The organism is Streptomyces sp. NPDC054842 (genome assembly GCF_053611025.1).
The window spans coordinates 1-25,781 of sequence record NZ_JBSGZN010000016.1 but is presented as its reverse complement, the minus strand read 5'-3'; the positions used below and the strand labels follow the sequence as shown (position 1 = coordinate 25,781).

The window sequence follows — 25,781 nt, the reverse complement described above, 5'->3', positions numbered from 1 at the left end:
CTTGTGACGTTCTGTGAGTGCTCGGGGTGTCGCCCTCCGAGCACTCTCACTCTTCTGGTGCAGACAAACAGGGCGTAATAGTACAAATACACACAGGCTGGGTGCGGTGTCCTGAAAACCGCATCCGGAGGTCGACGTGCCGCGTCCGCTGCCACTGAAGGGGCTCACTCGCGAGGCCCTGCGGAGTCTCACCCGTGACGGGGCGCCCCGCCTGCGCAGTACCGCGGCCGCCTTCACGTCGATGACCGCTCTGGCCGCCACCTCACTGGTCACCGCTCCGGCACTCGCCGAACCGCTCGCGGCGCCGTGTGTCCTGAAGCGGACCCCGGCGCACCACTCGGAGGGCGTCGACACCTGGAACGCCTCCTATCCGCGCCCCACCCGCGCCCTCGACGCGGTCATGGTGTTTCTTTCATTCCCCGATTCCGAGCCCACGACCACACCCGCCGAACTCACCGCCGACTATTTCCCGTCCACGACCCGGTTCTTCGAGCGCGCCTCCTACGGCAAGTTCACCCTGCGCCCCCATCCGCAGCGCCGGTGGATCCGGATGCCCCGCCCCTCCACGGCGTACGCCATACAGCGCGACTGGAACGCCGCGCACCGCGGCGCCTACCTTCGCGACGCGCTGCGGGCGGCCGACGGCGGGGTCGACTTCTCGCGCTACGACATCGTCTACTTCGTGGCCGATCCGGACGCGCCGGGCGTCGACTCGGACGCGACGAAGGTGGTCAACCTCGACACTCCGCTGCGCGCCGACGGCAAGGAGATCCGGCGGGTGGTCACGGTGTTCGAGAAGCACCCGCCGGACCGGCTGGTCCTCGCCCACGAGACGGGCCACGTCTTCGACCTGCCGGACCTCTACCACCGCCCCTCCGACGGCAAGGGCGACTGGGACACCCATGTCGGCGACTGGGACCTGATGGGCAGTCAGTTCGGTTTGTCACCCGACCTGTTCGGCTGGCACAAGTGGAAACTGGGCTGGCTCGAACCCCGGCAGGTCAGCTGCGTCTCGGGGCCGGGCAGCACGCGCCTCACCCTGGAACCGCTGGGCACGGGGCCGGCGGGGACGGCGGCCGCGGGCCCGCCGCCGGCGGACGCCGCGGCGGAGCCCGGCATGCCGGGCGCCCGGCCGTGGCCCGCCGCCCGGATCCCGGGTGCGGACGAACAGCTCCCCGGCACGGACACCGGAGGAGCAGGACCGGACCACCGGACCCCCGAGCCGGGGGAGCGGTCCGTCGGCGCGGGCGGGCGGACCGTCGGCACCGCCGGGCAGCCGGCCGGTGCCGGGGGTCCCGCTCTCGGCCTGGGGGCCCGCACACTGACGACGGGGCGCGGCACGAAGCTGGCCGTGGTGCGCACGGGGCCGGACAGCGCGCTCGCCGTCGAGGTGCGCGCCCCGGCGGGCAACGACGGCGCGAGCTGCACGCAGGGCGTCCTCGTGTACCGCGTCCGCAGCGAGACCGAGTCCGGCGGCGGTCCCATCGAGGTGCTCGACGCGCATCCCCGGTCCGAGGGGTGCTGGGACGACTCGGTCTACCCGCCGCTGGCGGACGCGCCGGTCGGTCTGGGCGAGAGTTTCACGGTGCCGGGCGAGAACGTCCGGGTCGAGGTGGAGGACCGTACGGCGTCGGGCTCCTGGACGGTGAAGATCACACCCGGCTGAGGCAGGGGGGAGGGCGTCGGGAGCCGCGCGGCGACGGACACTCGCGTCCTGGGGGCGTCTCCGCGGATCCGGCGGGCCGGACGGCGATGGAGGGCGTCTTCGTGGTCCCGCACGGCGGGCGGCGGGCGGCGGGCGGCGACGGGGGCGGAAACGACGATGGCGAGACAAGTTCGTGAACTTGTCTCGCCATCGACAACGTGCGCCGCCAGGGACTCGAACCCCGGACCCGCTGATTAAGAGTCAGCTGCTCTAACCAACTGAGCTAGCGGCGCCTGCTGACGTCGTAGACCTTAGCATCCTGATCGGCGGGAGGAAAAATCGATATCCGCACCGCCGCCGAGGCCGCGGCGCGGGCCGCGCGGACGGCCGCCCAGAGCAGGATCTCGGGCCCCGGGAGCCACGGCCGACGGCAGTCGGGAGCGACGAGCCAGCGGGATTCCGGCCGGTCAGGGCCCTCGCCGGCCACCGTCGGGCGCAGGGCGGGCACGGTGACGGCGTCTCCGGTCCCGTGACACAGCAGCGGCGGGACCGCACCGCACCGGCCGGGTCCCGCGTCGGCTCGGGAGCCCCAGTCCTCCCACGCCAGGAGCGAGGGCAGGCGCTGCGCCGTGCCGGGCGCGGCGAAGAGGAGCATGCGCCCCCGGTAGAAGGCCACCGGGCCGGAGCCGGGTCCCTCGTCCCAGAGCCGGTCGAGCATCCGGCGCCCGAAGACGGCGGGGGCGTTGACGACGTCGAAGGCGGCGCCGCAGGGCAGGGCCACCGGGGCGCCGGGGCGCTCCTCCCAGAGGGCGAGCGTGCTGCGCGGATACGTCCCGGCGGAGGCGAGCCACGCGGCGCCCTCCGAGGTGACGTCCGTGACCTCGAAGCGGCCGGGGGTCGGCGCGTCCACGGAGGAGCCGCGAGGGAAGGTGCCTGCCTGGTTCCGTGTGTCGCTCATGCCGTCTACATCTACCGGGGGTGAGCGGCCTGTTTCGGAGAGTTGCCGGAATCCGGGACAGAGAGGCGGGGAGGGGAGTATCTTGCCCGCCTGGCATATGCCAGGACGCCTTGCGGACCGGTCGACCGGGTGTTCCGGCGCGAGCTCCGGCCCGGGGGAGCGGCTCTCCGTCCGGCGGCGGGGTCAGGCGTGGTCGCTGATCCCGTGGCCGTGGCTCCGGCCGCCTCCGTCGTCACCGCCGCGCAGCAGGTCGCGGCCGAACTCGACCATCTTCCTCGCGTAGTCCTCGGTCCACTGCGCCCGCTCGGCGATCGCGGCGTGCGTGAGCCGGTCGAAGCGGCGCGGGTCGGCGAGCTGGGCGGCGGCGATGGCCTGGAACTCCACGGCCCGGTCGGCCGCGGCACGGAACGCCTGGGTCAGCTCCGTCGCCCGCGTCAGCAGGGCACGCGGGTCGTCCATCGACTCCAGGTCGAAGAAGTGCTCCGGGTCGGCCGCCGCCTGGGCCGGCTCGAAGAGCAGGGGCGCGGGGCGTAGCCGCGGTTCGTTATGACGCGGCGTGGGCTCCGCCATGTCTTCTCCTCCTCGTACGGTTCCGGTGGCCCCGCGGCGAGCATGGGCCACCGTCCATTGTCTCCCGACGGTGCAAGTGGGCCCTTGGCACTCGTGTGCGACCGCCCACGGCACCGTGAACGGGGCCCGCGGAGGCCCGGATCAGGGCCGCCAGGCCACCCGGTGCTCCGACAGCCGCGCCAGGACCGCGTGGTTCGCCTCCCAGCCGTCCGGGCTGTGACGATCGGCCGCCTGCGGCGGCGTGCCGGACTCCGTCCGGCGGGTCGCGCGGCGTCGCGGTGGTCGTCCCCGGGGCGATCACGGCCGCCAGGCCACCCGGTGCTCCGACAGCCGCGCCAGCACCGCGTGATTCGCCTCCCAGCCGTCCGGGCTGTGACGATGGGCCGCCTGCGGCGGCGTGCCGGACTCCGTCCGGCGGGTCGCGCGGCGTCGCGGTGGTCGTCCCCGGGGCGATCACGGCCGCCAGGCCACCCGGTGCTCCGACAGCCGCGCCAGCACCGCGTGGTTCGCCTCCCAGCCGTCCGGGAACTTGACCGTGACGCCGAGCTGGACGGGCTCCGTCGACGGGTGGTCGTCCAGCAGGTCCGAGACACCCGCCCGACACACCACGATGCAGGCGTGCCGGTGCCGGGAGGCCAGGACGCACAGCCGGCCCGTCTCCAGGTGGAACGCCGTCGCGTCGGGCCGCCCGGACAGCGGGTGCAGGACCACCGTCACGTCGAACTCGCGGCCCTGGAGCCGGTTCGCCGTGTCCACCGTGACGTCCGTGACGCCCAGCCCGGTCAGGGCGGCCCGTACGGCGGCGGCCTGGTCGCGGTGTGCCGTGCCGACGGCGATCCGGTCGGCGGTCAGCGGCACCGGGTCGGGCGACCGCTCCGAGGTGGCCGCACCGCCCCGGTCCAGCAGCCGGCGCACGACCAGGGCCACCGCCCGGACCGCCTCCGGGTCGGTGCGCGGAGTGTGCCGGGCGGGCAGCTCCAGCAGGCCCCAGCCCGCCTCCGCCGCCTCGTCGATCACCCGGTCGGGGCCCGAACCGTCCGAGGGGACGGCGAAGCCCAACCGGCGGTCGCCGTGGTCCGTGCCGCTGCGGAACGGCGTGTACGGGTAGAACGCGTCCGAGACGAGCGGCGCGGCCGAGGCGGGCAGCCGCCACGACACCGGCAACCGGTGCTGCGGCAGCTCGGGGTTGTGGGCCAGCAGGGTCGTCACGGCCGACGCGGACGGGTCGTACGACAGGCCGGCCCACTGCTCCGACCCCACGATCGAGAACGGGTCGAGCTGCCCCGGGTCGCCCACGAACAGCGCCCGCTCGAACAGTCCCGCCACGGCGAGCAGCGCGTCCGAGCGCATCTGGTACGCCTCGTCGACGATCGCGTGCCGCCAGGGCTCCACGCCCTTGACGTGGGCCCACTTGGCGGCCGTCGAGATGACGACCGACAGCCCGGCGAGGTCGGCGGCCTTCGCGGACTTGCGGACGTTCGCCAGGTCGTCGAGCGCCTTGTCGTACGGGTCGGGGTCGCTGCTGTGCAGGCGGCCGACGGACAGCTCGGGATTCTTCTCGGCGAGCCGCAGGACCAGGTCGTCGACCTGCGCGTTCGTCTGGGCGATGACCATCAGCGGCCGTCCCGCGGCGGCCAGTTCGAGCGCGGCCCGCACCACCAGCGTCGACTTGCCGGCACCGGGCGGCGAGTCCACGACGACCCCCCGGTGCGTGCCGTGCAGGGTGTCGCGCAGGATCGCGTCGGTGGCGCGGCCGGCGGCGGCACCCGGGTCGGTGGGGACGGCGGAAAGGCCGGTCACAGGACGTCCTCCTCGGTCACCGGGTCGGGGGCGGGAGCGGCGACGGACTCGCCCGGCGGGCCGCCGTGGGTCCACGGCGTCTCCTCCGGGTCGGGCAGTTTCGCCCCGCCGCGCTGCTCGTGCTCGAAGAGGGTGAAGCAGACGAGGTCCCCCTTCTCCGGCACCGACCCGGCCTCGGGCTCCTTGCCGCGCCCCATCTTGTCGACGATCCGCAGCACCACGAGCCCACCGGAATCCGCCTCCCCGGGCTCCGCGCGTTCCCCGTGGTCCTCGTATCCCACGAACTCGGCGGCCTGCGGCTTGCCGCCGAGCGAGCGGTAGACCTTCGCACGCTCCCCGAGATGAGGCCGGTCGTCGGTGCGCACGGTCACCAGGGGGCGCGGGCTGGGCCGCTTGCCCTCGCTGTACGCCATGACGACATCGGTCACCTCGCCCGCGAACGCCTCGCCCGCGAGCCGCCGTCCGGCCATCACCAGCGGGTCGTCCAGGGCCTCCTGCGCCTCCAGGCGGGCCTGTTCGCGCTCGCGGGTGGCCAGCTTGTTCGCGGCGGTGACGGCGTCGTCGCGGCGCGGCTGCGGGGGCTCGCCGGCGACGACCCGGTCGCGGTGGCCCGTGAACGACCAGCGGTCCCGGGTCCACCGGTCGGCGACGTGTGCCCCCTCGGGCAGCGCCCGCAGCAGGTCCAGTCCGCGCCACACCGCGTCCCAGGTGGGCCGGGTCCGGCTCTCCACCAGGGCGCGGATCCGCCCCTCGGCCGCGGTCAGTTCACCGAGCCGGTCGTCGGCCTCCAGACCGTCCTCGGCGGCGGCCAGTGCCGTACGCGCGCGGTCGTAGCGCTCGATGGCGGGCGCCAGCAGCTTGTTGTCGAAGGCGGGGTCGGTGGCCGGTCCGGCGGGCGGGCACAGCAGCTGCCCCCCGGAATCGCGCGTCAGCTCCGCCCGCAGGGCCGCCTCGGCGCCGGACTCGCCCGGCGCCGGGTCGATCCACGCGAGCAGGGCACCCAGGTGCTGGTCCTCCAGGCTGCTCTGCCCGGTCGCCCAGTGCCGGGACAGCACGTCGGACAGGGCTAGCAGCAGGGAGGAACCGGGCACCCGCGCCCGCTCCCCGTAGTGCGTCAGCCACCGCCCGAGCAACGGCACCCGGGGCGGCGCCGGATGAGGCGCCTCGGGCTCCTCCTCGGCGGTGCGCCGGAACCGCATGGAGCGCCCCAGCAGCCGTACGAACTCCACGCCCGCCCGGCTCGGCACGATCAACTGGGGCGCGTCCGCGCACAGTTCGACCTCGACCTTGACGCGCTTGCCGGTCTCCGGGTCGGTCTCCGTGCGCTCGGCGGCCTCCACCACACCGGCGTACGCGTCGATGTACGGCAGGACGACCGCGGCCAGTTCGGCCAGGAACGCGAACCGCAGGTCACGGTCCCGGGGCTGCGGTACGACGAGCAGGCGCGGCGCGTCCCGGTCGGTGCCGACGAGCGCTCCGAGCGGGGCACCGGCCTCGCCCGCGGTGGTCAGCGGGACGAAGACGAGGGGCCGCTCCGACAGGTGCCGGTGCCGCACCGTGGCGGCCGGCTGGGCGCGCCCGCTGCTGACGGCCTCCAGGCGGGCCAGCGTGGTGATCAGCGACAAGGGGCCACCTCCGGAAGCGCTTCCTGGCCCTGGTGGGGCACGGTGCGGGAGCGCAGCGCCTCGGCCCGGAGCGCTGCCGCCCTGCGCAGGGCGGCCACCGCGGGATCCCGCGGGTCGCCGGCCTCGCCGTGGGCCGCGGCCAGCACGTCGCCGACCGTCGTCAGGCCGCCCAGCTCGGCGCGCAGGGAACGGCCCAGCGACGTCACCGCGCTCTCGCCGCGCGAGCGGTCCCGGCAGTGGAAGGCCAGCTCGCAGGCGGCCAGGCACTCGGGCGCGTAGGCCGCGGGAACCGCCTCGACGGCCGCGGTCAGGTCGGGCGCCGGGCGGTCCGGGGCGAAGCAGGTGCCCTCCGGGAGGGCGCCCGCGATGTCCTCGACGCGGGTGAGGCGGGCGAGCTGGCGGCGGGTGACCGCACGCTGCTTGCGCACGTCCACGGCGGACGCCGTCGGCAGGTTCGAGAAGTCCTTGGGGCACACGAGCAGCACCCGGTGCCGCACCTCGGGGGCGGGGTCGATCAGCGCGGCGACGCGCTCCAGCGCCAGCACGTACACCGCGGACTGACGGGCGGCTGCGCCCACCTTCGCCGGGTCCGCCGAACCGTCCAGCATCGGGAACGACTTGATCTCGACGACCGTCCAGCCGCCGTCGGGGTGCACGACCACCGCGTCCGGCTCAAGGAAGGCGGGGGAGCCCGCCACGTCCAGCGCGAGCATCGGATGGTCGAGCAGGGTCCAGGCCCCGGACCCGGTGGCCTCGCGCAGCGCCAGCGCCGTACGCGCCGCGCGTCCCTCGGGGCCCGCGGCGGTGAGGTCGGGGACGACACCGGCGGCGGGCGGCTCGGCCCGCGGGTCCAGCGTCTCGTGCACGAGCCGCAGCAGTTCGGCGCCGCCGTCGGCCTTCACCCGGGCCTCGAACGCGTTGCCCCGCGTGAAGGCGAACTGCGACTGGCCGAAGGCGGACGGCGAACCCAGCGCGTCGGCCAGCCTCGCCTTGTCGACTCCCGCGCCGTCCAGCAGGGCGCGGCGCTCACAGCCGGGGTTGGCGGCGAGCGCCGCGAGGGCCCGTGCGTCCAGTGCCTTCGGCGGGACGTCCGGGCCGCGCAGCTCAGCGAGCCGCTGCCGCAGCGCCTTCCCCCGCGTCGGCGGGAGAGGCGTCCGGCTCGGCTCCCGGTCCGGTTCGGGACTCGCGCTGTCGGGGAATTCGCTCACCCGCGGAAGTCTTGCACTCTCCACTGACAATCGAGGAACCCGCGCCCCGCGAGACCAGTGCGACGGGAGCGAAACGGGATCCCAGCCGGGCCCTGGCGGACTCCGCGCACCGCAGCACGAGCGGGGTCAGCGCCAGTCCGGCACCCATCACGGCGGCTCCCGCGACGGCGTCGAGGAAGTAGTGGTTCGCGGTACCCATGACGACGATCGTGGTGAGCAGCGGATAGGCGACGCCCGCGGCCTTGGCGGCCGGGGTCCGGCCGTGGCGCCAGAGCATCACTCCGCACCACAGCGACCAGCCGACGTGCAGGCTGGGCATCGCCGCGTACTGGTTGGTCATGCCGCCCAGCCCGCGCGGCGCGCTCGCCTCGCCGCCCCACCAGCCGTAGTCGCTGTACTGGGCCATCGTGTCCACGAAGCCGTGGCTCGCCGCGAGCAGCCGGGGCGGGCAGGTGGGCAGCAGCGTGAAGCCGATCAGGCCGATGAACGTGGACGTCATCAGCCAGGTGCGGGCCGCCCGGTAGCGCACCGCGCGGGAGCGGAACAGCCACACCAGGATCAGCGGGGTGACCAGGTAGTGCAGGGAGGCGTACCAGAAGTCGGCGGGTACGCCGATCCAGGCGTGGTGCGTGAAGAGACGGTTCAGCGGATGCTCGGCGTTGAGGTGGAGGACCTTCTCCACGCGCAGGATCGCCAGACCGTGGTCGACGGCGCCGGCCACGTCGCCCCGGGCGAGCAGGCGGCCCGCCGAGTAGCACGCGTACACCAGCACGATCAGCGGGAGCTCGGTCCACCAGCGCAATCGGGTACGTGCGATCGCCCCGGTGCCGGGTGCCTCGGTCTGCGGCATCCGATCGCCCTCCCCCTTCTACTGCAGTCCTGGGGCCGATGGCCCGCTCGTCCACTTTACGGTGTATGTGCGCGCCGTCGAGCGGCGCCCCCGGCCCTCGAAGACGCCGGGATCGCCCTGCGGGTTGCCCCGTGCGAGTGTGCGCGATGATGGAGTCATCCGCCTCTCACTTCCCCCGGAAGGGCTCCTCATGGCACCGCGCATCCTGCTGGCCCGGCACGGACAGACGGAATGGTCGCTGTCCGGCAGACACACCGGCAGGACCGACATCCCGCTCCTGGAGGAAGGCCGGCGCGGTGCCAAACTACTGGGCGAACGGCTTCACCGGGCGCCGTTCGGCGCTCTGCCGGGTCTCGAAGTGCGCACGAGTCCGCTCTCACGCGCGCGTGAGACGTGCGAACTGGCCGGCTTCGGTGAGCGCGCGAGCACCTGGGACACGCTCATGGAGTGGGACTACGGGCAGTACGAGGGCATGACCCCGGCGGAGATCCAGGCGGTCCGGCCGGGCTGGTTCATCTGGCGCGACGGCGTCCCCGGGGGCGAGACCCTGGAGCAGGTCTCCGCGCGCGCGGACGAGACGGTCGCCTGGGCCCGCGCCGAGGACCGCGACGTCCTGGTCTTCGCCCACGGGCACATCCTCCGCGCCATCGGCGCCCGCTGGCTCGGCCTGCCGATCGACTTCGCCGCCCGCGTCCGCCTCAACCCGACGTCCCTGTCCGTCCTGGGCTGGGCCTACGGCGAGCCCGCGATCGAGGCCTGGAACGACTGCGGCCACCTGGCGGGCTAGCCTCCCGCCCCTTCCGCCGCGGCGCCCGCTCACGGTTCACGCCGTGCGCGGCAGGCTCGCGTGCCGGTCGAGGAACGCCGACACCCCCGACGCCCGCCGGTGCGGGAGGAGCACCCGGGCCGTGCCCGCCAGCATCGTCTGGATGCGGGAGGACTGGACCTCGTCGAGGAGGTCCAGGACGCGCGAGCCCGCCGCCGCGGCCTCGTCGGGACGGCCGCCGCGCGCGAGGTCGTCGGCCAGCTCGGCCGTGTAGAGGGCGATGTTGCGGGTGAAGTGCGGGTCCTGGAGGTGGGCGGCGCGCCGGGCGTGCCGGGCCGCGCGCGGCCAGTCGCCCAGCGTCGACCAGCACTGCGCCTCCAGCACCTCCAGCTCGGCCTCCCCGTAGAAGCTCATCCACTCGGGGTCGGCCGCCGAGGACCCCCGCGCGAAGAGGGCCTGCGCGCGGGCCAGGGCGCGCTCGCAGCCGGTGCGGTCGGCGAGCCCCGCCCAGCCGCCCGCCTCCCGCAGCGCGAGCAGGGACAGCAGCCGGGGCGAGCCCAGGCCCAGGGCGGCGCGCTGCGCCGCCTGCGCCGCCCGCACCGCCTCGCGGGGGCGGCCCGCGTCCCGGGCGAGGAACGCCGTGTTGCAGAAGGCGTGCGCCTCCAGGCCGGCGTCCCCGGACATCCGGGCGGTCGCCAGCGCCTCCGCGTAGTGCGAGCGCGCGTCGTCGAAGCGGCCCGAGTCGTGGGCCAGCCACCCGACGGAGATGGCCAGTTCGCCGGCGCCCGAGTACAGCCGGTCCGCGGTCGACTGCCGCATCGTTCCGGCGTCGAGCAGCGCGTAGGCGGTGCGCAGCGGGGTGGCCGCCCTCCGGTACAGGCCGTCGGCGCCGTGCCGGTCGTCGAGCAGCCTGATGTTGCGGACGGCCTCCTCCAGCGCCCCCGCCTCGGGGGTCCCGGCCCGGCGCACCGGCCCGTCCGCGGCCGACGCGGGCGCGCCGAGGGCGAGCCCCAGGGGGCCCAGCGGGCTCAGGGAGGCGGCGGCCACGGTGGCGGTGCCGCCGGTCATGAATGCGCGACGCTGCACGTCGCTCTCCTTGTGGTTCTGATCGTGGTACTCGTGCGCGGCGCACGTGTCTTGCGGGTCATACGGGTCCCGGAGCCCGTCCGACTCAAGCGGGGCGGGGGACAGGCTCGTGAGGTGGGCGGGGGGCGCCTTGTCCGACGGACGCGCCCCCCGGCCGCGCACCGACGAGCGGGGCGCGAAGCCAAGGTCGGCCAGGGTGCGGCCGGGAAACATGTGCAGGAACACCCGTTCGTAGGCGTAGTTGGGGCAGCGGATCTCGCCCGCCTCGACGCGCCCGATGTACCGCGCGTCGCAGCTGACCCCCTCGCCGATCTCCCGCGCCGCCCTGCGCACCGCGGCGGCGAACTCGCCCGGTGAGCGGTGCCCGCGCAGCCGCCGAAAGGCGAGGTTCGGCCGTGGCGGCCGGGGGTACTCGGACGAGGTCACCGTTGACGACGTCATGGCCGGGCCCTCTCTTGCGAACCGTCGAACCCTGCCGGACCCGAGGCGAGTTGTCCGTTAACCGCCCGATCGTCGCTCTGGTTCCGGCGGGCAAGAACGTACCTGCTGTGCCGGGCCCGATATCCGGGGTTTGGCTACAAACCGGATATCCCATACCCGATCTGCCATGAACTGCCATCCTTTGCGGCGGAGTTCCGCCGTAGCCGTTGACGCCCTGACGCGTTGAACCCGGTGGACCGGGAGCCGCCCGAACTCCCGACCTACTCGTCAGGAGGAGGGTTCCGTGTTGGAGGCCGGGATGAAGACCAGGCAGAGCACCGAGTTCCGTACGACGTCGGCCGCGGCGCGATCCAGACCGCACGCCGAGTGCGCCGCCCCGCCGGGGCGGGACAGCGACCTGGATCTGGTGACCGTTCCCGCGCGGCAGGGACTGGAGGCGGTCGACATCCTCCGCCGCGGTTCCTCCGAGTCCGTCGGACCGGTACTGCACGACGACAACGGCGACACCCTCGGCTTCCTGGTGCCGCCCGGCACGGCGGACGCCTGGGACCTGCCGGGCAGCACCTGTACGCAGACCAACGGACGCGGGGTGAGCCTCGCGCCGGAGCCGCCCGTCGAGGGCTCCGACTGGCTGCTCCCGCCGGGCGACGCGGACCTCGCCACGGACCCGGCGGTGCTGCGCGCGGCGCTCGGGGAGGCCGCCCGCCTCATCGAGGCCGCCGACAACTGCCGCTGACCCCGGCTCCCGAGCCGTACGCTCCCCGCGCCGACCGCCCGCCCACCGGACCGCCCCCGCCCCGAGCAGGTGGTACCGGCCACCGGACGCCCCCAGCCGTACGCTCCGCCCCCGAGCCGGCCGCCCCGGCACCCGAGCGCGTCACCCCGGGTCCCGCCGGTCTCGCCCGGCCCCGCCGTACCCCGGCCACAGCGCAGGCCCGGCCGTCTGCCCCGCAGATGCCGGCCCGCCGCCGCCCTCCCCGCCTCTCCCGCTCGGCACGGCCGACCCCGGAACCGTGCGTCCGCCGAGGTACCCGCGCCTTCCGTGCCGTCGACCGGCGCAGCCCCTCGGACTCCCGGTTCACCGAGTGCGCCCCGGGCTCCGGCGCCTTCGCGCCCGGGTTCCCCGGATCGGCACAAGCCGCCCCGCACTCCTGAGCCCGCGAAGGCCCTTTGCGCCCCCGGCGCCTTCGCACCCGGACTCCGTCACCGCCGCCCCCGATGTCCCCCCGGCCGCCGTGCGGGCCCGCCGGTGGGCCGACCTCCTCGCGCGCGTCGATAATGACGGGATGGGCAAGTCGAAGAGCGGCAGGAGCGCGCGGCGCGGGCAGGGGGCCGACGCCGTCGTCGAGCCGGTCGACGGCGGGCTCGCGGAGCTGATACCCGACCCGGACCGGGCCCGCGCCTGGACCCTGCTCGTCGACGGGGCGCCGCAGTCGCACGTCGACCTCGACGACCCTTCCTACCTCGGCTTCGAGTACCAGCGGCGCCTCGGCCACGTCATCGACCTGGCCGCCCCGCCCAACAGACCCGTGCACGCCGTGCACCTCGGCGGCGGGGCCCTCACCCTCGCCCGCTACGTGGCCGCCACCCGCCCCCGCTCCACCCAGCAGGTCGTCGAGCGCGACGGGGCCCTCGTGCAACTGGTGCGCCGCGAACTCCCGTTGGACCCGAACGCCCGCATCCGGGTGCGCGCCACGGACGCCCGCGAAGGACTCGGCAAGGTGCCGGACGGCTGGGCGGACCTGGTGATCGCCGACGTGTTCAGCGGCGCCCGCACCCCGGCCCACCTCACCTCGGTCGAGTTCCTCGGCGACGTCCGCAGGGTGCTCCGGGACGCGGGACTGTACGCCGCCAACCTGGCCGACGGGCCGCCGCTCGCGCACCTGCGCGGTCAGATCGCCACCGCCGCGAGCGTCTTCCCCGAGCTGGCCCTGGTGGCCGATCCGACGGTGCTGCGCGGCAGGCGTTTCGGGAACGCCGTCCTCGTCGCCTCCGCGCTGCCGCTGCCGGTGGCCGAACTGACCCGGCGCGCGGCCTCGGACCCGCACCCCGGCCGGGTCGAACACGGCAGGGCGCTCGCCGACTTCACCGGCGGAGCGGTCCCGGTCACGGACGCGTCGGCCGTGGCCTCGCCCGCACCGCCCCCGTCCGTGTTCCGCTGAGGCCCGCCTCGCGGACACCGCGTTGAACCGACGGGCGTCGCGGGCGGGAGCGCCGCACGCGACCGGCGGACTGCCTCAGTACGTGCCGATCTCCACCCGGGGCGGCCCGTCGTGCCACGTGCAGAACACCGACACCCGGTCCGCGCCGGAGCCGAACTCCACGCGGATCCACGTCTCCGTCTTCCACACCTGCATCGACCAGCCCGGGGCCGGCGTCGCGGACACCAGCGTCGCGGAGGTCTTCCCGAGGTCGAAGACGGCCCGCCCGCCGTCCGTGCCGTAGCTCTTGACCTGCCCGGAGGCGCTCGGCCCGGGGCCGGGGGACGCCGACCGGGAAGGCGCGGGGGAGGGCGTCGTGGTCGGCCCGGGAGTCCTCCGCGGCTTCCTCGTGGCGCTCTTCGGCGGCGAGGGGCGGCTGGTCGAGGAGGCCAGCGGCTTCGACTCCTGCGTGGTGGCGTCGGCCGCGGTGATGGGCAGCGCGCGCGGCGGGTCGTAGGCGGTCCCCGCCATCACCGTGTGGACACCCCACCACGACAGCGTGACCGCCGCGCCCGTGGCGAGCGACCACGCGAGTACGTGTACGAGACCTCTGTGCATCGCGGGCCATACTGCAAAACGCGCCCCACCGGTGTCTCACGGGTGCGTCCCGCACCGGGTTGTCCACAGGCGCCGGACCGGCGTCCCCCGGATGGCGTACGGTGCCGCCCATGGCAAGTGTGCTCGTGGTCGAGGACGACCAGTTCGTGCGCTCCGCCCTCATCCGGCATCTGACCGACGCCGCGCACACCGTGCGCAGTGTCGGCACCGCCCTGGAGGCGCTGCGCGAGGTCGCCCATCACTCCTTCGACGTGGTCATCCTGGACCTCGGTCTGCCGGACCTGGACGGCTCCGAGGCCCTGAAGATGCTCCGTGGCATCACGGACGTCCCCGTGATCATCGCCACCGCGCGGGACGACGAGACGGAGATCGTCCGGCTGCTGAACGACGGCGCGGACGACTACCTGACGAAGCCCTTCTCCGTCGAGCACCTGTCGGCGCGCATGGCGGCCGTCCTGCGGCGCTCGCGGGCGGCCGTGGGCGAGGCGCCCCCGTCCCGGGTGATCCGGGTCGGCGGCCTCTCGGTCGACCCGCTGCGCCGCCAGGCCGAACTGGACGGCGTACGGCTGGACCTGACGCGCCGTGAGTTCGACCTGCTCGCCTTCCTGGCGGGCCGGCCGGGCGTGGTCGTGGCGCGCCGGGAGCTGCTCGCCGAGGTGTGGCAGCAGGCGTACGGGGACGACCAGACCATAGACGTCCATCTGTCGTGGCTGCGGCGGAAGCTGGGCGAGACGGCGGCCAAGCCGCGCTATCTGCACACGCTGCGCGGGGTCGGCGTGAAGCTGGAGCCGCCGCGGGCGGAGTCGGCGCCGTGACGGCGGGCCGGGCCGGCGCCGTGGGGCGGCCGCGATGAGGTGGGCGCTGGTCAAGGTGTGCGTGGCGGTGACCACGATGGTCGTGGTGGCCTTCGCGGTTCCGCTCGGGCTGGTCGTCAAGGAGATGGCCCGGGACCGGGCGTTCTCGAACGCGGAGCGGGAGGCGGCGGCCATCGCCCCCGCGCTCTCCATCACCACCGACCGGGACGAGTTGGAGCGGGTCGTCGCCTCCGCCGGTTCCGACGCGGGGATGGCCGTGCACATCCCCGCCTCCGGTGACGCGCCGGCCGTCGACCTCGGCAGGCAGCGCGCCGCCGACGAGGACATCACCACCACCCGCGAGCTCGGCCGGGCCTCCACCACCGGGGTGCCCGGCGGCTCCACGCTGCTCCAGCCGACCGCGCTCAGCTCCGGTGAGATAGCCGTCGTCGAGGTGTACGTCCCCGAGTCCGAGACGAGCAACGGCGTCGGGACGGCCTGGGCGGTCCTGGCCGCCGTCGGCATCGCCCTGATCATCGGCTCGGTCGCGGTGGCCGACCGGCTCGGCGTGCGGATGGTGCAGCCCGCCCAGCGCCTGGTGGAGGGCGCCCACGAGCTGGGCGAGGGCAAGCTCGGCGCCCGGGTGCCGGAGGAGGGACCCACCGAACTGCGGCTCGCCGCCGTCGCCTTCAACTCGATGGCCGACCAGGTCGTCCAACTCCTCGCGAACGAGAGGGAGCTGGCCGCCGACCTCTCCCACCGGCTGCGCACGCCCCTGACCGTGCTCAGGCTGAACACGGCCTCGCTCGGCGACGGGCCGGCCGCCGACCAGACCAGGGCCGCCGTCGCCCAGTTGGAGCGCGAGGTCGACACGATCATCCGCACCGCCCGGGAGGCCAAGCCGCAGACCGCGGCGATCGGCGTGGGCGCCGGCTGCGACGCGTCCGAGGTCGTCCGGGAGCGGATGGACTTCTGGTCGGCGCTCGCGGAGGACGAGGGCCGCAAGGTCCGTCTCGCGGGCGTGGACCGGCCGGTGCGCATACCGGTGGCCCGCGCCGACCTGGTGGCGGCCCTGGACGCCCTCCTGGGCAACGTCTTCCGGCACACCCCCGAGGGCACGGCCTTCGCGGTCGACGTGCACAACGGCGAGGACGCGGTGATCGTGCTGGTCTCCGACGCGGGCCCCGGCATCGTGGACCCGGACGCGGCGATGGCGCGCGGCCGGGGTTCCGGCAGCGACGGGTCGACCGGGCTCGGCCTGGACATCGTGCGGCGCCTCGCGGAGTCGACCGGCGGCGACGTGCGCATCGGCTCCTCGGTGCTCGGCGGGACCGAGGTGCGGATCTGGATCCAGCTGGACGGGCGCGCCCCGGTCCGCCGCGGCCACCGCGGATCGGTCCGGCGCCGCCGGCGCGGCGCCGGCGTGGGCTGACGGCGCGGGCGCGGGCGTGGGCTGACGGCCTCGCGGCGCCGGCCCGCTGCGGCGCCGCGACGGGCCGGATTGGTCTCGACCTTTAACCGTCCCCGATGCCTTCCTTAAGCGCACCCTAAGATCCCCGGCCGCCGCCCGGATCAGGCGTTTTGCCCCTTTGCCGGTCGCTAGCGTGCTGCTCGCACCCCACCCCCCGTGAGACCGCGAAAGCAGGCACGCGATGAGCAGTACGCACCGACGCAAGGTCAGTGGCAGGAACAAGGCGATAGGCGGCGTCGTCGCCGCGGCCGTGATCGGCGGCGGCGCCCTCCTGTTCACCGGGACCGCGCAGGCGGCCGGCGTCGGCGCCGCGTACACCAGGACCAGCGACTGGTCCACCGGCTACACGGGTCAGTACGTCATCACCAACGACGGCACCGAGGCCAAGAAGAACTGGACACTGGAGTTCGACCTGCCCGTCGGCGCCGAGCTCAGCTCGCTGTGGAACGGCCGGTCCGAGGTGAGCGGACGGCACGTCACCGTGACGCCGCCGTCCTGGGACACGGACGGCCTGGCCGCCGGCAAGTCCGTGACCGTCGGCTTCGTCGTCAGCGGCACCGCCGACCCGAGCGGCTGCCTCATCGACGACGCCAAGTGCTCCGTGGACGGCGGGGCGACGCCCGAGCCCAGCGGCCGCCCGTCCGAGACGGCGACGCCCGAGCCGAGCGCCACCCCCACGAAGAGCCCGAGCCCGAGCACCTCGGCCCCCACCAGCCCGGCGCCCACGCAGAGTTCGGGCAGCGGCACCACCACGAACGCCGGTTTCGCGCCCTACGTCGACACGTCCCTCTACCCGGCCTTCGACCTCGTCGCGACCGCCACGGCCACCGGCGTGAAGGACTACAACCTCGCCTTCGTCACCGACGGCGGCGGCTGTACCCCCAAGTGGGGCGGCGTCACCGACCTCGGCAGCGACGCGGTCGCCGGGCAGATCGGCGCGCTGCGGGCCAAGGGCGGCGACGTCCGGGTCTCGTTCGGTGGCGCGGCCGGCTCGGAGCTGGCGACCACCTGCTCGTCCGCGGACGCGCTCGCCACGGCGTACGGCAAGGTCGTGGACGCCTACAAGCTCACCAAGGTCGACTTCGACGTCGAGGGCGGCGCGCTGCCGGACACGGCCGCCAACACCCGGCGGGCGCAGGCCATCGCCAAGCTCCAGAAGGCCCACCCCGGCATCGACGTCTCCTTCACGCTCCCGGTGATGCCCGAGGGCCTGACCCAGGACGGCGTGAGCCTGCTCTCCAACGCCAAGGCGAACGGCGTGGCCGTCAGCACCGTCAACATCATGGCGATGGACTACGGGCCCGCGTACAGCGGCGACATGGGCACCTACGCCGAGCAGGCCGCCACCGCGACCCAGGCCCAGGTCAAGGGCGTCCTCGGGCTCTCCGACAGCGCGGCCTGGAAGGCCGTCGCCGTCACCCCGATGATCGGCGTCAACGACGTCACCAGCGAGATCTTCAAGGTCGACGACGCGACCCAGCTCGTGAACTTCGCCAAGGCGAAGGGGCTCGGCTGGCTCTCCATGTGGTCCGCGACCCGCGACAAGCAGTGCGCCGGCGGGGCGAAGAACTACGCCGACGCCACCTGCAGCTCGGTCGTCCAGGACCAGAACGCCTTCTCCAAGGCCTTCGGCGCCTACAAGTAACCCCCACCAGTAGGCCCTTCCTCCACGGGGGCGAGCGCGCCCCGGCCGGACCTCCCCCCACCCGGCCGGGGCGCGCTCTGCTTCCCCCGTTTCCCCCGTTCCCCGCCCCCGTGCGGGGTGGTCTACTCGGCCGCGACCGGCGACGGCAGGGCGCCCGTCCGGGCCGCCCGCCCGTACCAGAGGGCGCTCGACTTCGGCGTGCGCGCGAGGGTCGCGTAGTCCACGTAGACCGCGCCGAAGCGCTTGCCGTAGCCGTACGCCCACTCGAAGTTGTCCATCAGGGACCAGAGGAAGTAGCCGCGGACGTCGGCGCCGTCGGTGATCGCGCGGCGCACCGCGGCGAGGTGACCGTGCAGATAGGCGATGCGCTCGGGGTCGTGCACGCGGCCGTCGGGGTCCGGCTTGTCGTCGTAGGCGGCACCGTTCTCGGTGATGTAGAGCGGCAGACCCGGCGCCTCACGGGTGTAGCGCATGATCAGGTCGTGCAGGCCCGTCGGGTCGATGGTCCAGCCCATCTCCGTGCGCTCGCCCGGCGTCTGGTGGAAGGCGACGTCCTCCGAGCCCGGCCACGGCGAGAAGGCGCTCGCGCCGTGCCCGTCCGCCCGCGGGCCGGTCGGCTCGGCCTCGGGGGCCGAGACCAGCGCGGGCGTGTAGTAGTTGAGGCCGAGCGCGTCCAGCGGCTGGTGGATCAGCTGGAGGTCGCCGTCGAGCACGTACGACCAGTCGGTGACGGAGGCCGTCGCCTCGAACAGGCTCTGCGGGTACGCGCCGTGCAGCATCGGGCCGTGGAAGACACCGTTGGCGAGGTCGTCGATGCGCCGCGCCGCCGCCAGGTCGGCCGGGCTCTGCGAAAGCGGCCTGACCACCGAGGAGTTGAGGCTCACCGCCACCGTGTTGCGGGCGGGCATCGCGGAGCGCAGCGCCGACGTGCCGAGTCCGTGCGCCAGGTTGAGGTGGTGGGCCGCCCGCAGGGAGGCCGCCGGGTCGGTGCGGCCGGGGGCGTGCACACCGGAGGCGTAGCCCAGGAAGGCGCTGCACCAGGGCTCGTTGAGGGTGATCCACTGTTCGACGCGGTCGCCCAGCGCCTCGCCGACGATCTGCGCGTACTCGGCGAACCGCAGGGCGGTGTCCCGCTCGGGCCAGCCGCCCGCGTCCTCCAGCTCCTGCGGCAGGTCCCAGTGGTAGAGGGTGACCGCGGGCTTGATGTCGTGCGCCAGCAGCTCGTCGACCAGCCGGCGGTAGAAGTCCAGGCCGCGCTGGACCGCGGGGCCCCGCCCGGTCGGCTGCACCCGGGGCCAGGAGATCGAGAAGCGGTACGCGTCCAGGCCCAGCTCCGCCATCAGCTTCACGTCGTCGCGGTAGCGGTGGTAGTGGTCCACCGCCACGTCCCCCGTCTCACCCCCCGCCGTCTTGCCCGGCGTATGGCTGAAGGTGTCCCAGATCGAGGGGGTCCGGCCGTCCTCACGCACCGCCCCCTCGATCTGGTACGCGGAGGTCGCCGCACCCCAGAGGAAGGCGGGAGGAAAGGTCACGGGCGTCACTGAATCGGGCATGGAAGCGCTCCCATAGGAGGTCGGGGAGACCGACGGTGAAGAGAAACGGAGAGGCGGGGGCCGGGGCGGCGATGACCCGGCCCCCGGAGCAGAGGGGTCAGCCCTTGACGGCGCCCTGCATGATGCCGCCGACGATCTGCTTGCCGAACAGGGCGAACACGAGCAGCAGGGGCAGGGTGCCGAGCAGCGCGCCGGCCATGATCAGGGACTGGTCGGGCGTGTACCCGCGGCCGAGACCCGCCACCGCGACCTGCACCGTCGGGTTGCCGGTCTGGGTCAGGACCAGGAACGGCCACAGGAAGTCGTTCCACGTCTGCACGAAGATCAGCATGCCGAGGACGGCCATCGCGGGCCGCGCCGCCGGGAACACGATGTGCCACACCACGCGCCAGCTGCTCGCGCCGTCCACCCGGGCGGCCTCGATCAGCTCGTTGGGCAGCGCCTGGATCAGGTACTGCCGCATGAAGAAGACACCGAAGGCGCTCACCAGGGACGGGAAGATCACCGCCTGGAGCTGGTCGGTCCAGTCGAGCTTGGCGACCATCATGTAGAGCGGGATCACGCTGAGCTGCGGCGGCACCATCATGGTGCCGATGACGATCAGCATCATCGCGCTGCGGCCCCGGAAGTGCAGCTTGGCGAAGGCGAACCCGGCGATCGTGGACAGGAAGACGACGGTCGCCGCCGAGATCCCCGCCACGAGCGTGGTGTTGAACATCGCCTCGCCGAGGTTGGCGTCCCCCCAGGCGAGGTCCAGGTTCTTGAACAGGTTGGAGCCGAACCAGAGCGGCGGCGGGGTCTGCGCCAGCCGGTTGGTGTCGCGCGAGGCGGCGATCGCCGTCCACACCAGTGGGAACAGCGAGCCGATGGTGAACAGGGCGAGGATCAGATAGGCGAGGGGACCGCCGTGCAGCTGTCCGCCCGCGCGCGCCGACTTGGGGCGCCGACTGCGCTTCGGCTCCTTGGGCACGGCGTCGGCGGGCGGGGTCGTCAGGGTCGTCGTCACGGCCGGTTCTCCTTAGGTACTGGCGCGCAGCCGGCGCGAGATGACGTAGTTGACGATCCCGATCACGATGAGGATCAAGAACATGGTCCAGGCGATGGCCGAGGCCCGCCCGAGGTGCTGGTTGACCCAGCCCTGCTCGTACAGGTAGAGGCCGAGCGTCTGGAACTGGTGCTCGGCGCCGCCGGAGGCACCCTTGTTCTGGTCGAACAGCAGCGGCTCACCGAAGACCTGGCTCGCCCCGATCGTCGAGACGACCACGGTGAACAGGATCGTCGGGCGCAGCTGCGGCAGCGTGACGTGCAGGAACTGCTTCCAGCGCGAGGCGCCGTCCAGGGCGGCCGACTCGTACAGGTCCTGCGGGATGGCCTGCATCGCCGCAAGGTAGATCAGCGCGTTGTAGCCGGTCCAGCGCCAGACGATGATCGTGGAGACCGCGATCTGCGACGGCCACTTGTCGTTCTGCCAGTCGATGCTGTCGACGCCGACGAAGTGCAGCGCCCAGTTGATCATGCCGTAGTCGCGGCCGAACAGCAGGACGAACACCAGGGAGGCCGCGGCGATCGAGGTCGCGTACGGCGCGAGCATCGCCACCCGGTAGAACGTGGAGGCGCGCAGCTTGTAGTTGAGGATGTGGGCCAGGCCCATCGCCATCAGCAGCTGCGGGACGGTGGAGATGATGCCGATGGTCAGGGTGTTCTTCGCCGCGTTCCAGAAGAACTCGTCGTCGAAGATGCGCGTGTAGTTGCGCAGGCCCGCCCACTCCATGTCGGTGGGCGCCGTCAGCTCGACCGTGTGCAGCGACGCCCAGCCCGTGTAGATCAGCGGGAAGAGGCCGAAGGCGAGGAAGAGCAGGAAGAACGGGGAGGCGAAGACGTACGGGCTCCAGCGGAGGTCCCGCTGCCAGCGGCGCGAGAGCCGGGCCCGGCGGCGGATGTCCGCCTCCGTGGGCGCCACGGCCGGTACGCGGTCGGCCGGGGCCGCGCCCCCCTCCTTCACGGGGGGCGCGGCGGTGTCGTGCCGGGTGGCCATACCGGTCACTTCTCCAGGTTGTTGTCGATGGTCTTCGTGGCCGTCTTCCAGGCGTCCGCGGGGGACTTGCCCTTCGTCACGAGGAACACGCCGTTGTCGGTCAGACCCTGCTGGATGATCTGGTCCTTCGGGCCGATCACCTGGACCGGGCTGTCCTTGGCGGCCGCCGCGAAGATGGTGCCGATCGGCGCGTCACCGAAGAAGTCGTTCTTGGCGCCGGTCACCTCGGGAAGCTCGTACGAGCTCTGGGCGCTCGGGAAGCTGCCCCGCTTGGCGAACAGGGTGGCCTGCTGCTTGGGCGCGGTCAGCCACGCGGCGAGCTTCGAGGCCTCCTCGACGTTCTTGCCGGCCTTGGGCACGGCGAGGAACGAGCCGCCCCAGTTGCCGCCCTTGGGCGCCTTGGCGACGTCCCACTGGCCCTTGGTCTCCTTGTTCGCCTTGGACGCGATGTAACCGAGCATCCACGGCGGGCAGGAGACCGCGGCGAACTTGCCGTTGGCGAACGCCTGGTCCCACGTCGGCTGGAACTGCGTGAGGTTGCCGGTCAGACCGTCCTTCGCCGCTCCCGCGGTCAGGTCGAAGGCCGACTTAACGGCGGGGTTGTCCTTGTAGATGACCTTGCCGGAGGCGTCGTAGAACTTCTCCGTCTCACTGCCGAGGACCGCGTTCAGCAGGCCGCCGGGGGAGTCGAGGAAGGTGGTGCCCTTCGGCGCCTTCTTCTTGTACTCCTCGCCGACGTCGACGAACTTGTTCCAGTCGCCCTCCCACTTCTTCGCGAGCTCGTCGCGGTCGGTGGGCAGGCCGGCCTTCTCGAACATGTCCTTGCGGTAGCAGATGGCCATCGGACCGATGTCGGTGCCGAGGCCGACCGTCGCGCCGTCCTTGGCGGTGGCCTGCTTCCACTTCCAGTCGAGGAAGTCGCCCTCCTTCACGCCCGAGACCTTCGAGAGGTCGACGAGCTTGGACGCCTGGGTGTCGACGACCTCGGCGATGTTGCCGACCTCGACGCCCTGGATGTCGGCAAGACCACTGCCCGTGGTGAGGTGGTTGACGAGAGCCGGGTAGTAGTTCTCGTTCCGCTCGGTGACGTTCTCCTGGATCTTGATGTCCGGGTTCAGCTTCTCGTACTCGTCGTACAGCCCGGCCTCCTTGAAGCCGAACGTGCCGAACAGACCCAGGGTGATCGTGGTCTTGCCCTTGCCGCCGCCCGACGAAGAGTCGCCATCGCCGTCGTCGGCACAGCCGGCCAGCAGCCCGGCGCCCAGCGCTGCGACGGCCGTGACGACCACCGCCTTGCGGGCGGTAAGGGAACGTGCTCGCATTGCATCCTCCTGTTGCCCTGACGTGCCGACCCCCCGGCCAACTGCATTGTTGGGCCCGTTAGTTCTCGCTGCGGCTCGGGCGGGGAACGTGCGGGATGTGTTTTGTCAGGTACCGTGGGAGCGCTCCCACAAGTGATGTGTTGAAGAGTCGTCGGTTCACGCGGGGGTGTCAAGGGTGAGGACGCCGAGATATCGCTTCGGTTATCGGGCTGTTAACTAATCCCCGGGACGGACCGGCCGCGGCCCGTCTCGGGGCGTCGCGCGCGGATCAAGACTGTTAGATTCCAGGCCAACGCGGTGTGACGCGGCGGGAAGGGAGGCGGACCATGGCAGGCCACGGAGCGCGGGGCCGGAGCGGCGGACGGCCGACTCTCGAGGAGGTCGCCGCGCGGGCCGGAGTGGGCCGCGGCACGGTCTCCCGGGTCATCAACGGCTCGCCGCGGGTCAGCGACGCCACCCGCGCCGCCGTCCAGGCGGCCGTCGCGGAACTCGGCTACGTCCCCAACACGGCGGCCCGCGCGCTCGCCGCCAACCGCACCGACGCCATCGCGCTCGTCGTCCCCGAACCGGAGACCCGCTTCTTCTCGGAGCCGTACTTCTCCGACATGCTCCGGGGCGTGGGAGCCGAGCTCTCCGAGACCGAGATGCAGCTGCTGCTGATCTTCGCGGGCAGCGACCGCGAGCGGCAGCGCCTCGCCCAGTACCTGGCGGCGCACCGGGTGGACGGCGTGCTGCTGGTCTCCGTCCACGCCGACGACCCCCTGCCGGACCTGCTGTCCCAGCTGGAGATCCCGGCCGTGATCAGCGGCCGCAGATCCGCCCGGGAGACGCTTCCGTCCGTGGACTCGGACAACCTCGGCGGCGGCCGGGTCGCCGTCGAACACCTGATCGCGCAGGGGCGCCGGACCATAGCCCATCTGGCCGGACGCATGGACGTCTTCGGCGCCCAGCGCCGCGTCGAGGGCTACCGCGAGGGCCTGCGCGCCGCGGGCCGCGAGGTCGACGAGGACCTGATCGTGGCCGGCGACTTCACCGAGGAGGGCGGCCGCCGGGCGATGACCGAGCTGCTCGCCCGCTGCCCGACCCTGGACGCGGTCTTCGCCGGCTCCGACGTCATGGCGGCCGGCGCCCGCCAGGTGCTGCGCGAGGTCGGCCGCCGTATACCCGACGACGTGGCGCTGGTCGGGTACGACGACTCCGCCATCGCCCGCCACATGGACCCCCCGCTGACCAGCGTGCGCCAGCCGATCGAGGAGATGGGCCGCGCGATGATCGACCTGCTCCTCGGCGAGATCGCCGACCGCAGGCCCGTCGCCTCGCGCGATCTGGAGAGCCGTCAGGTGGTCCTGCCGACGGAACTGGTGGCGCGCGCTTCGTCCTGACCTCCGGTAGGGCAAGCTGGCGTGCATGGTCCTCCATCCCTTGCTGGCAGTCGACGAAGTCTCCGCCGTGGAGCCGTATCTGGGCCGGGTGGGTGAGGTGTTCACCGCGTTCCGGGAGCAGGACTCCGGATGCGTGTCGTACGGGGTGCGGCTGCTCGACGGCCAGTGCTGGTTCGTCAAGGAGGCGGTCACCGACGGCGCCCGCCGGTCGCTGGAGCGCGGCTGGGCGTTCCACCGCGCCGTACGGCACGCGGCCATCGTGCCGCAGGTCCACCGGATCGCGGTACGGGACACGTGGGCGGTCGTGATGCCCTGGCGCAAGGGCGAGGTGCTCTGCCACCCCGCCGGCACCGGGCAGCGCGACCGCACGAGCCCGCACACCCCGATGGCCCGCTTCCGCGCCCTGCCGACCGCCGACGTCCTGCGTGCCTTCGACCGCGTCCTGGACGCCCACCTCGCCGTGGAGGGCGCCGGCCACGTCGCCGTCGACTTCTACGACGGGGCGCTGCTCTACGACTTCGCGGGCGGCGTGGCCCACCTCGTCGACCTCGACGAGTACCGTCCGGGCCCCTTCGTCGTCGAAGAGGAGCGGCTGCCGGGCTCCCGGCGGTACATGGCGCCCGAGGAGTTCGAGCGCGGCGCGGTGATCGACGCCCGGACGACGGTCTTCACCCTGGGCCGCACCGCCCGGCTGTTCCTGGACGCCGGGGACGAGGAGCGGGCCTGGCGGGGTACGGCACCGCAGCTGGCGGTCGTCGAGCGCGCGACCCGGCAGGACCCGGCGGAGCGCTACGAGGACGTGGCCGCCTTCACCGCGGCGTGGCGGGCGGTGCGCCCCGGCCGGGCCGCCTGAGCCGCGGACCCGAGCGGACGGCCCCGGAAACGCAGTCAGCCGGTGACCTGTACGAACAGGTCACCGGCTGACTACTCAGGGTGAGTGACGGGACTTGAACCCGCGACATCCTGGACCACAACCAGGTGCTCTACCAGCTGAGCTACACCCACCATGACCGGCGGTTCTCCGAGAGTGGGTTTCCCCGACCGGCCGAGAAAAAGTGTACAGGGTCCGAAGGGGTGCTCGCGCCCGCCTTTCCACGGGGCGGGCGCGGGGCTATTCGGCGGGCAGGACGTGCTTGGCGGCGATCTTGCGGGCGGTGTCCGAGTCGGGGCCCGGCTGCGGGACGAAGACCGCCTCGCGGTAGTAGCGCAGCTCCGCGATGGACTCGCGGATGTCGGCCAGGGCCCGGTGGTTGCCGTTCTTCTCGGGGCTGTTGAAGTACGCCCTCGGGTACCAGCGGCGGGCCAGCTCCTTCACGGAGGAGACGTCCACGATGCGGTAGTGCAGGTAGCTCTCCAGGGCCGGCATGTCCCGGAGCAGGAAACCGCGGTCGGTGCCGACCGAGTTCCCGCACAGCGGGGCCTTGCCCGGCTCCTTGACGTGCTCCCGTACGTAGGCGAGGACCTGCGCCTCCGCGTCCGCCAGGGTCGTGCCGGCGGCCAGCTCGTCGAGGAGGCCGGAGGCGGTGTGCATGGTGCGCACCACGTCCGGCATGGTCTCCAGCGCCGCGTCGGGCGGGCGGATCACGATGTCCACCCCCTCGCCGAGTACGTTCAGCTCCGAGTCGGTGACCAGTGCGGCCACCTCGATGAGCGCGTCGTCGGACAGCGAGAGACCGGTCATCTCGCAGTCGATCCACACCATGCGATCGTTCATGTGTCTTACCCTACGGCCCGCTCCGGCCCGCCGGACCGCCCGTGGGGGCCCGGGCCCCCCCCCCCCGGGGCCCCCGCGGGCGGGCGGGGGGGGGCGGGGCCGCCCCCCCCCCGCCCCGGCGCGGGCCGGGCGGGCCCCCCCCGCGCCGGGGGGCCCC

General features: G+C 73.4%; 22 protein-coding genes and 2 tRNA genes. 9 read left to right on the top strand and 15 right to left on the bottom strand.

What is annotated here, in order from left to right:
• The first annotated feature begins 136 nt into the window (after nucleotides 1-136).
• Nucleotides 137-1,666 carry a M6 family metalloprotease domain-containing protein gene (locus ACWGIS_RS15080; RefSeq protein WP_453362848.1) on the top strand — a complete coding sequence of 510 codons (1,530 nt, stop codon included), beginning with the start codon at nucleotides 137-139 and terminating at the stop codon, nucleotides 1,664-1,666.
• A 198-nt stretch (nucleotides 1,667-1,864) separates the two neighbouring features.
• On the opposite strand, the gene ACWGIS_RS15075 is transcribed toward ACWGIS_RS15080, so the two are convergent.
• The 7 genes from ACWGIS_RS15075 to ACWGIS_RS15045 all read right to left on the bottom strand — a co-directional run bounded on the left by ACWGIS_RS15075 (nucleotide 1,865) and on the right by ACWGIS_RS15045 (nucleotide 8,656).
• Nucleotides 1,865-1,938 (bottom strand) — tRNA-Lys (locus ACWGIS_RS15075).
• Nucleotides 1,929-2,603, bottom strand: a complete 675-nt coding sequence (locus ACWGIS_RS15070) for a bifunctional DNA primase/polymerase (protein ID WP_453362847.1) — start codon at nucleotides 2,601-2,603, stop codon at nucleotides 1,929-1,931. Before ACWGIS_RS15070 ends, ACWGIS_RS15075 begins: the two co-directional genes overlap by 10 nt.
• Nucleotides 2,604-2,786: 183 nt before the next feature.
• Nucleotides 2,787-3,173, bottom strand: a complete 387-nt coding sequence (locus tag ACWGIS_RS15065; RefSeq protein ID WP_453362846.1) for a hypothetical protein — start codon at nucleotides 3,171-3,173, stop codon at nucleotides 2,787-2,789.
• Nucleotides 3,174-3,626: 453 nt separating this feature from the next.
• A complete protein-coding gene (locus ACWGIS_RS15060; RefSeq protein ID WP_453362845.1) occupies nucleotides 3,627-4,973 on the bottom strand; it encodes an AAA family ATPase in 1,347 nt (448 codons plus the stop codon).
• Nucleotides 4,970-6,598, bottom strand: coding sequence for a hypothetical protein (locus ACWGIS_RS15055; protein WP_453362844.1), 1,629 nt, complete (start codon nucleotides 6,596-6,598; stop codon nucleotides 4,970-4,972). Before ACWGIS_RS15055 ends, ACWGIS_RS15060 begins: the two co-directional genes overlap by 4 nt.
• On the bottom strand, nucleotides 6,589-7,806 hold the full coding sequence (locus tag ACWGIS_RS15050) for a hypothetical protein (protein WP_453362843.1): 1,218 nt from the start codon (nucleotides 7,804-7,806) through the stop codon (nucleotides 6,589-6,591). The genes ACWGIS_RS15055 and ACWGIS_RS15050 overlap by 10 nt, the downstream gene beginning before the upstream one ends.
• Nucleotides 7,703-8,656, bottom strand: a complete 954-nt coding sequence (locus tag ACWGIS_RS15045) for a phosphatase PAP2 family protein (RefSeq protein ID WP_453362842.1) — start codon at nucleotides 8,654-8,656, stop codon at nucleotides 7,703-7,705. Before ACWGIS_RS15045 ends, ACWGIS_RS15050 begins: the two co-directional genes overlap by 104 nt.
• Before the next feature lie 190 nt (nucleotides 8,657-8,846).
• Between ACWGIS_RS15045 and ACWGIS_RS15040 the strand changes: the two genes are divergently transcribed.
• Nucleotides 8,847-9,443, top strand: a complete 597-nt coding sequence (locus ACWGIS_RS15040; RefSeq protein ID WP_453362841.1) for a histidine phosphatase family protein — start codon at nucleotides 8,847-8,849, stop codon at nucleotides 9,441-9,443.
• A 36-nt stretch (nucleotides 9,444-9,479) separates the two neighbouring features.
• On the opposite strand, the gene ACWGIS_RS15035 is transcribed toward ACWGIS_RS15040, so the two are convergent.
• The gene (locus ACWGIS_RS15035; RefSeq protein ID WP_453362840.1) at nucleotides 9,480-10,949 is read right to left on the bottom strand and encodes a hypothetical protein; all 1,470 of its coding nucleotides are present in this window, start codon (nucleotides 10,947-10,949) and stop codon (nucleotides 9,480-9,482) included.
• A gap of 298 nt (nucleotides 10,950-11,247) precedes the next feature.
• Between ACWGIS_RS15035 and ACWGIS_RS15030 the strand changes: the two genes are divergently transcribed.
• Together ACWGIS_RS15030 and ACWGIS_RS15025 are read left to right on the top strand one after the other, a co-directional pair.
• Nucleotides 11,248-11,685, top strand: a complete 438-nt coding sequence (locus tag ACWGIS_RS15030) for a hypothetical protein (protein WP_453362839.1) — start codon at nucleotides 11,248-11,250, stop codon at nucleotides 11,683-11,685.
• 550 nt (nucleotides 11,686-12,235) lie between these two features.
• Nucleotides 12,236-13,111, top strand: coding sequence for a spermidine synthase (locus tag ACWGIS_RS15025; RefSeq protein ID WP_453362838.1), 876 nt, complete (start codon nucleotides 12,236-12,238; stop codon nucleotides 13,109-13,111).
• Between the two features lie 75 nt (nucleotides 13,112-13,186).
• Here the strand turns inward: ACWGIS_RS15025 and ACWGIS_RS15020 are convergent, their stop codons facing one another.
• Entirely contained in the window at nucleotides 13,187-13,708 is a 522-nt protein-coding gene (locus ACWGIS_RS15020; RefSeq protein WP_453362837.1) for a hypothetical protein, read from the bottom strand.
• A gap of 110 nt (nucleotides 13,709-13,818) precedes the next feature.
• On the opposite strand from ACWGIS_RS15020, the gene ACWGIS_RS15015 reads away from it, so the two are divergent.
• The 3 genes from ACWGIS_RS15015 to ACWGIS_RS15005 all read left to right on the top strand — a co-directional run bounded on the left by ACWGIS_RS15015 (nucleotide 13,819) and on the right by ACWGIS_RS15005 (nucleotide 17,618).
• Complete coding sequence (locus ACWGIS_RS15015; RefSeq protein ID WP_453362836.1) at nucleotides 13,819-14,523, top strand: response regulator transcription factor; 705 nt, start codon at nucleotides 13,819-13,821, stop codon at nucleotides 14,521-14,523.
• A 34-nt stretch (nucleotides 14,524-14,557) separates the two neighbouring features.
• Nucleotides 14,558-15,934 carry a sensor histidine kinase gene (locus ACWGIS_RS15010; protein WP_453362835.1) on the top strand — a complete coding sequence of 459 codons (1,377 nt, stop codon included), beginning with the start codon at nucleotides 14,558-14,560 and terminating at the stop codon, nucleotides 15,932-15,934.
• A gap of 220 nt (nucleotides 15,935-16,154) precedes the next feature.
• Complete coding sequence (locus ACWGIS_RS15005; RefSeq protein WP_453362834.1) at nucleotides 16,155-17,618, top strand: cellulose binding domain-containing protein; 1,464 nt, start codon at nucleotides 16,155-16,157, stop codon at nucleotides 17,616-17,618.
• A 122-nt stretch (nucleotides 17,619-17,740) separates the two neighbouring features.
• Here the strand turns inward: ACWGIS_RS15005 and ACWGIS_RS15000 are convergent, their stop codons facing one another.
• The 4 genes from ACWGIS_RS15000 to ACWGIS_RS14985 all read right to left on the bottom strand — a co-directional run bounded on the left by ACWGIS_RS15000 (nucleotide 17,741) and on the right by ACWGIS_RS14985 (nucleotide 22,528).
• Nucleotides 17,741-19,171 carry a GH1 family beta-glucosidase gene (locus ACWGIS_RS15000; protein ID WP_453362833.1) on the bottom strand — a complete coding sequence of 477 codons (1,431 nt, stop codon included), beginning with the start codon at nucleotides 19,169-19,171 and terminating at the stop codon, nucleotides 17,741-17,743.
• Between the two features lie 97 nt (nucleotides 19,172-19,268).
• Nucleotides 19,269-20,177 carry a carbohydrate ABC transporter permease gene (locus tag ACWGIS_RS14995; protein WP_453362832.1) on the bottom strand — a complete coding sequence of 303 codons (909 nt, stop codon included), beginning with the start codon at nucleotides 20,175-20,177 and terminating at the stop codon, nucleotides 19,269-19,271.
• A 12-nt stretch (nucleotides 20,178-20,189) separates the two neighbouring features.
• The gene (locus tag ACWGIS_RS14990; RefSeq protein WP_453362831.1) at nucleotides 20,190-21,206 is read right to left on the bottom strand and encodes a carbohydrate ABC transporter permease; all 1,017 of its coding nucleotides are present in this window, start codon (nucleotides 21,204-21,206) and stop codon (nucleotides 20,190-20,192) included.
• Between the two features lie 5 nt (nucleotides 21,207-21,211).
• A complete protein-coding gene (locus ACWGIS_RS14985; RefSeq protein ID WP_453362830.1) occupies nucleotides 21,212-22,528 on the bottom strand; it encodes an ABC transporter substrate-binding protein in 1,317 nt (438 codons plus the stop codon).
• A gap of 326 nt (nucleotides 22,529-22,854) precedes the next feature.
• On the opposite strand from ACWGIS_RS14985, the gene ACWGIS_RS14980 reads away from it, so the two are divergent.
• On the top strand, nucleotides 22,855-23,910 hold the full coding sequence (locus ACWGIS_RS14980; RefSeq protein WP_453362829.1) for a LacI family DNA-binding transcriptional regulator: 1,056 nt from the start codon (nucleotides 22,855-22,857) through the stop codon (nucleotides 23,908-23,910).
• 25 nt (nucleotides 23,911-23,935) lie between these two features.
• Nucleotides 23,936-24,763, top strand: a complete 828-nt coding sequence (locus tag ACWGIS_RS14975; protein ID WP_453362828.1) for a serine/threonine protein kinase — start codon at nucleotides 23,936-23,938, stop codon at nucleotides 24,761-24,763.
• A 79-nt stretch (nucleotides 24,764-24,842) separates the two neighbouring features.
• Here ACWGIS_RS14975 and ACWGIS_RS14970 read toward each other — a convergent pair.
• A tRNA-His gene (locus ACWGIS_RS14970) sits at nucleotides 24,843-24,915 on the bottom strand.
• A 106-nt stretch (nucleotides 24,916-25,021) separates the two neighbouring features.
• On the bottom strand, nucleotides 25,022-25,624 hold the full coding sequence (gene orn / locus ACWGIS_RS14965) for an oligoribonuclease (RefSeq protein WP_453362827.1): 603 nt from the start codon (nucleotides 25,622-25,624) through the stop codon (nucleotides 25,022-25,024).
• Between the last annotated feature and the right edge of the window lie 157 nt (nucleotides 25,625-25,781).

What these genes read in the sequence shown, in the direction of transcription:
- ACWGIS_RS15070 (WP_453362847.1), bottom strand. Translation starts at nt 2,603, where the DNA reads ATGAGCGACACACGGAACCAGGCAGGCACCTTCCCTCGCGGCTCCTCC.
- ACWGIS_RS15065 (WP_453362846.1), bottom strand. Translation starts at nt 3,173, where the DNA reads ATGGCGGAGCCCACGCCGCGTCATAACGAACCGCGGCTACGCCCCGCG.
- ACWGIS_RS15045 (WP_453362842.1), bottom strand. Translation starts at nt 8,656, where the DNA reads ATGCCGCAGACCGAGGCACCCGGCACCGGGGCGATCGCACGTACCCGA.
- ACWGIS_RS15040 (WP_453362841.1), top strand. Translation starts at nt 8,847, where the DNA reads ATGGCACCGCGCATCCTGCTGGCCCGGCACGGACAGACGGAATGGTCG.
- ACWGIS_RS15035 (WP_453362840.1), bottom strand. Translation starts at nt 10,949, where the DNA reads ATGACGTCGTCAACGGTGACCTCGTCCGAGTACCCCCGGCCGCCACGG.
- ACWGIS_RS15030 (WP_453362839.1), top strand. Translation starts at nt 11,248, where the DNA reads ATGAAGACCAGGCAGAGCACCGAGTTCCGTACGACGTCGGCCGCGGCG.
- ACWGIS_RS15025 (WP_453362838.1), top strand. Translation starts at nt 12,236, where the DNA reads ATGGGCAAGTCGAAGAGCGGCAGGAGCGCGCGGCGCGGGCAGGGGGCC.
- ACWGIS_RS15020 (WP_453362837.1), bottom strand. Translation starts at nt 13,708, where the DNA reads ATGCACAGAGGTCTCGTACACGTACTCGCGTGGTCGCTCGCCACGGGC.
- ACWGIS_RS15015 (WP_453362836.1), top strand. Translation starts at nt 13,819, where the DNA reads ATGGCAAGTGTGCTCGTGGTCGAGGACGACCAGTTCGTGCGCTCCGCC.
- ACWGIS_RS15010 (WP_453362835.1), top strand. Translation starts at nt 14,558, where the DNA reads ATGAGGTGGGCGCTGGTCAAGGTGTGCGTGGCGGTGACCACGATGGTC.
- ACWGIS_RS15005 (WP_453362834.1), top strand. Translation starts at nt 16,155, where the DNA reads ATGAGCAGTACGCACCGACGCAAGGTCAGTGGCAGGAACAAGGCGATA.
- ACWGIS_RS15000 (WP_453362833.1), bottom strand. Translation starts at nt 19,171, where the DNA reads ATGCCCGATTCAGTGACGCCCGTGACCTTTCCTCCCGCCTTCCTCTGG.
- ACWGIS_RS14990 (WP_453362831.1), bottom strand. Translation starts at nt 21,206, where the DNA reads ATGGCCACCCGGCACGACACCGCCGCGCCCCCCGTGAAGGAGGGGGGC.
- ACWGIS_RS14985 (WP_453362830.1), bottom strand. Translation starts at nt 22,528, where the DNA reads ATGCGAGCACGTTCCCTTACCGCCCGCAAGGCGGTGGTCGTCACGGCC.
- ACWGIS_RS14980 (WP_453362829.1), top strand. Translation starts at nt 22,855, where the DNA reads ATGGCAGGCCACGGAGCGCGGGGCCGGAGCGGCGGACGGCCGACTCTC.
- ACWGIS_RS14975 (WP_453362828.1), top strand. Translation starts at nt 23,936, where the DNA reads ATGGTCCTCCATCCCTTGCTGGCAGTCGACGAAGTCTCCGCCGTGGAG.
- orn (WP_453362827.1), bottom strand. Translation starts at nt 25,624, where the DNA reads ATGAACGATCGCATGGTGTGGATCGACTGCGAGATGACCGGTCTCTCG.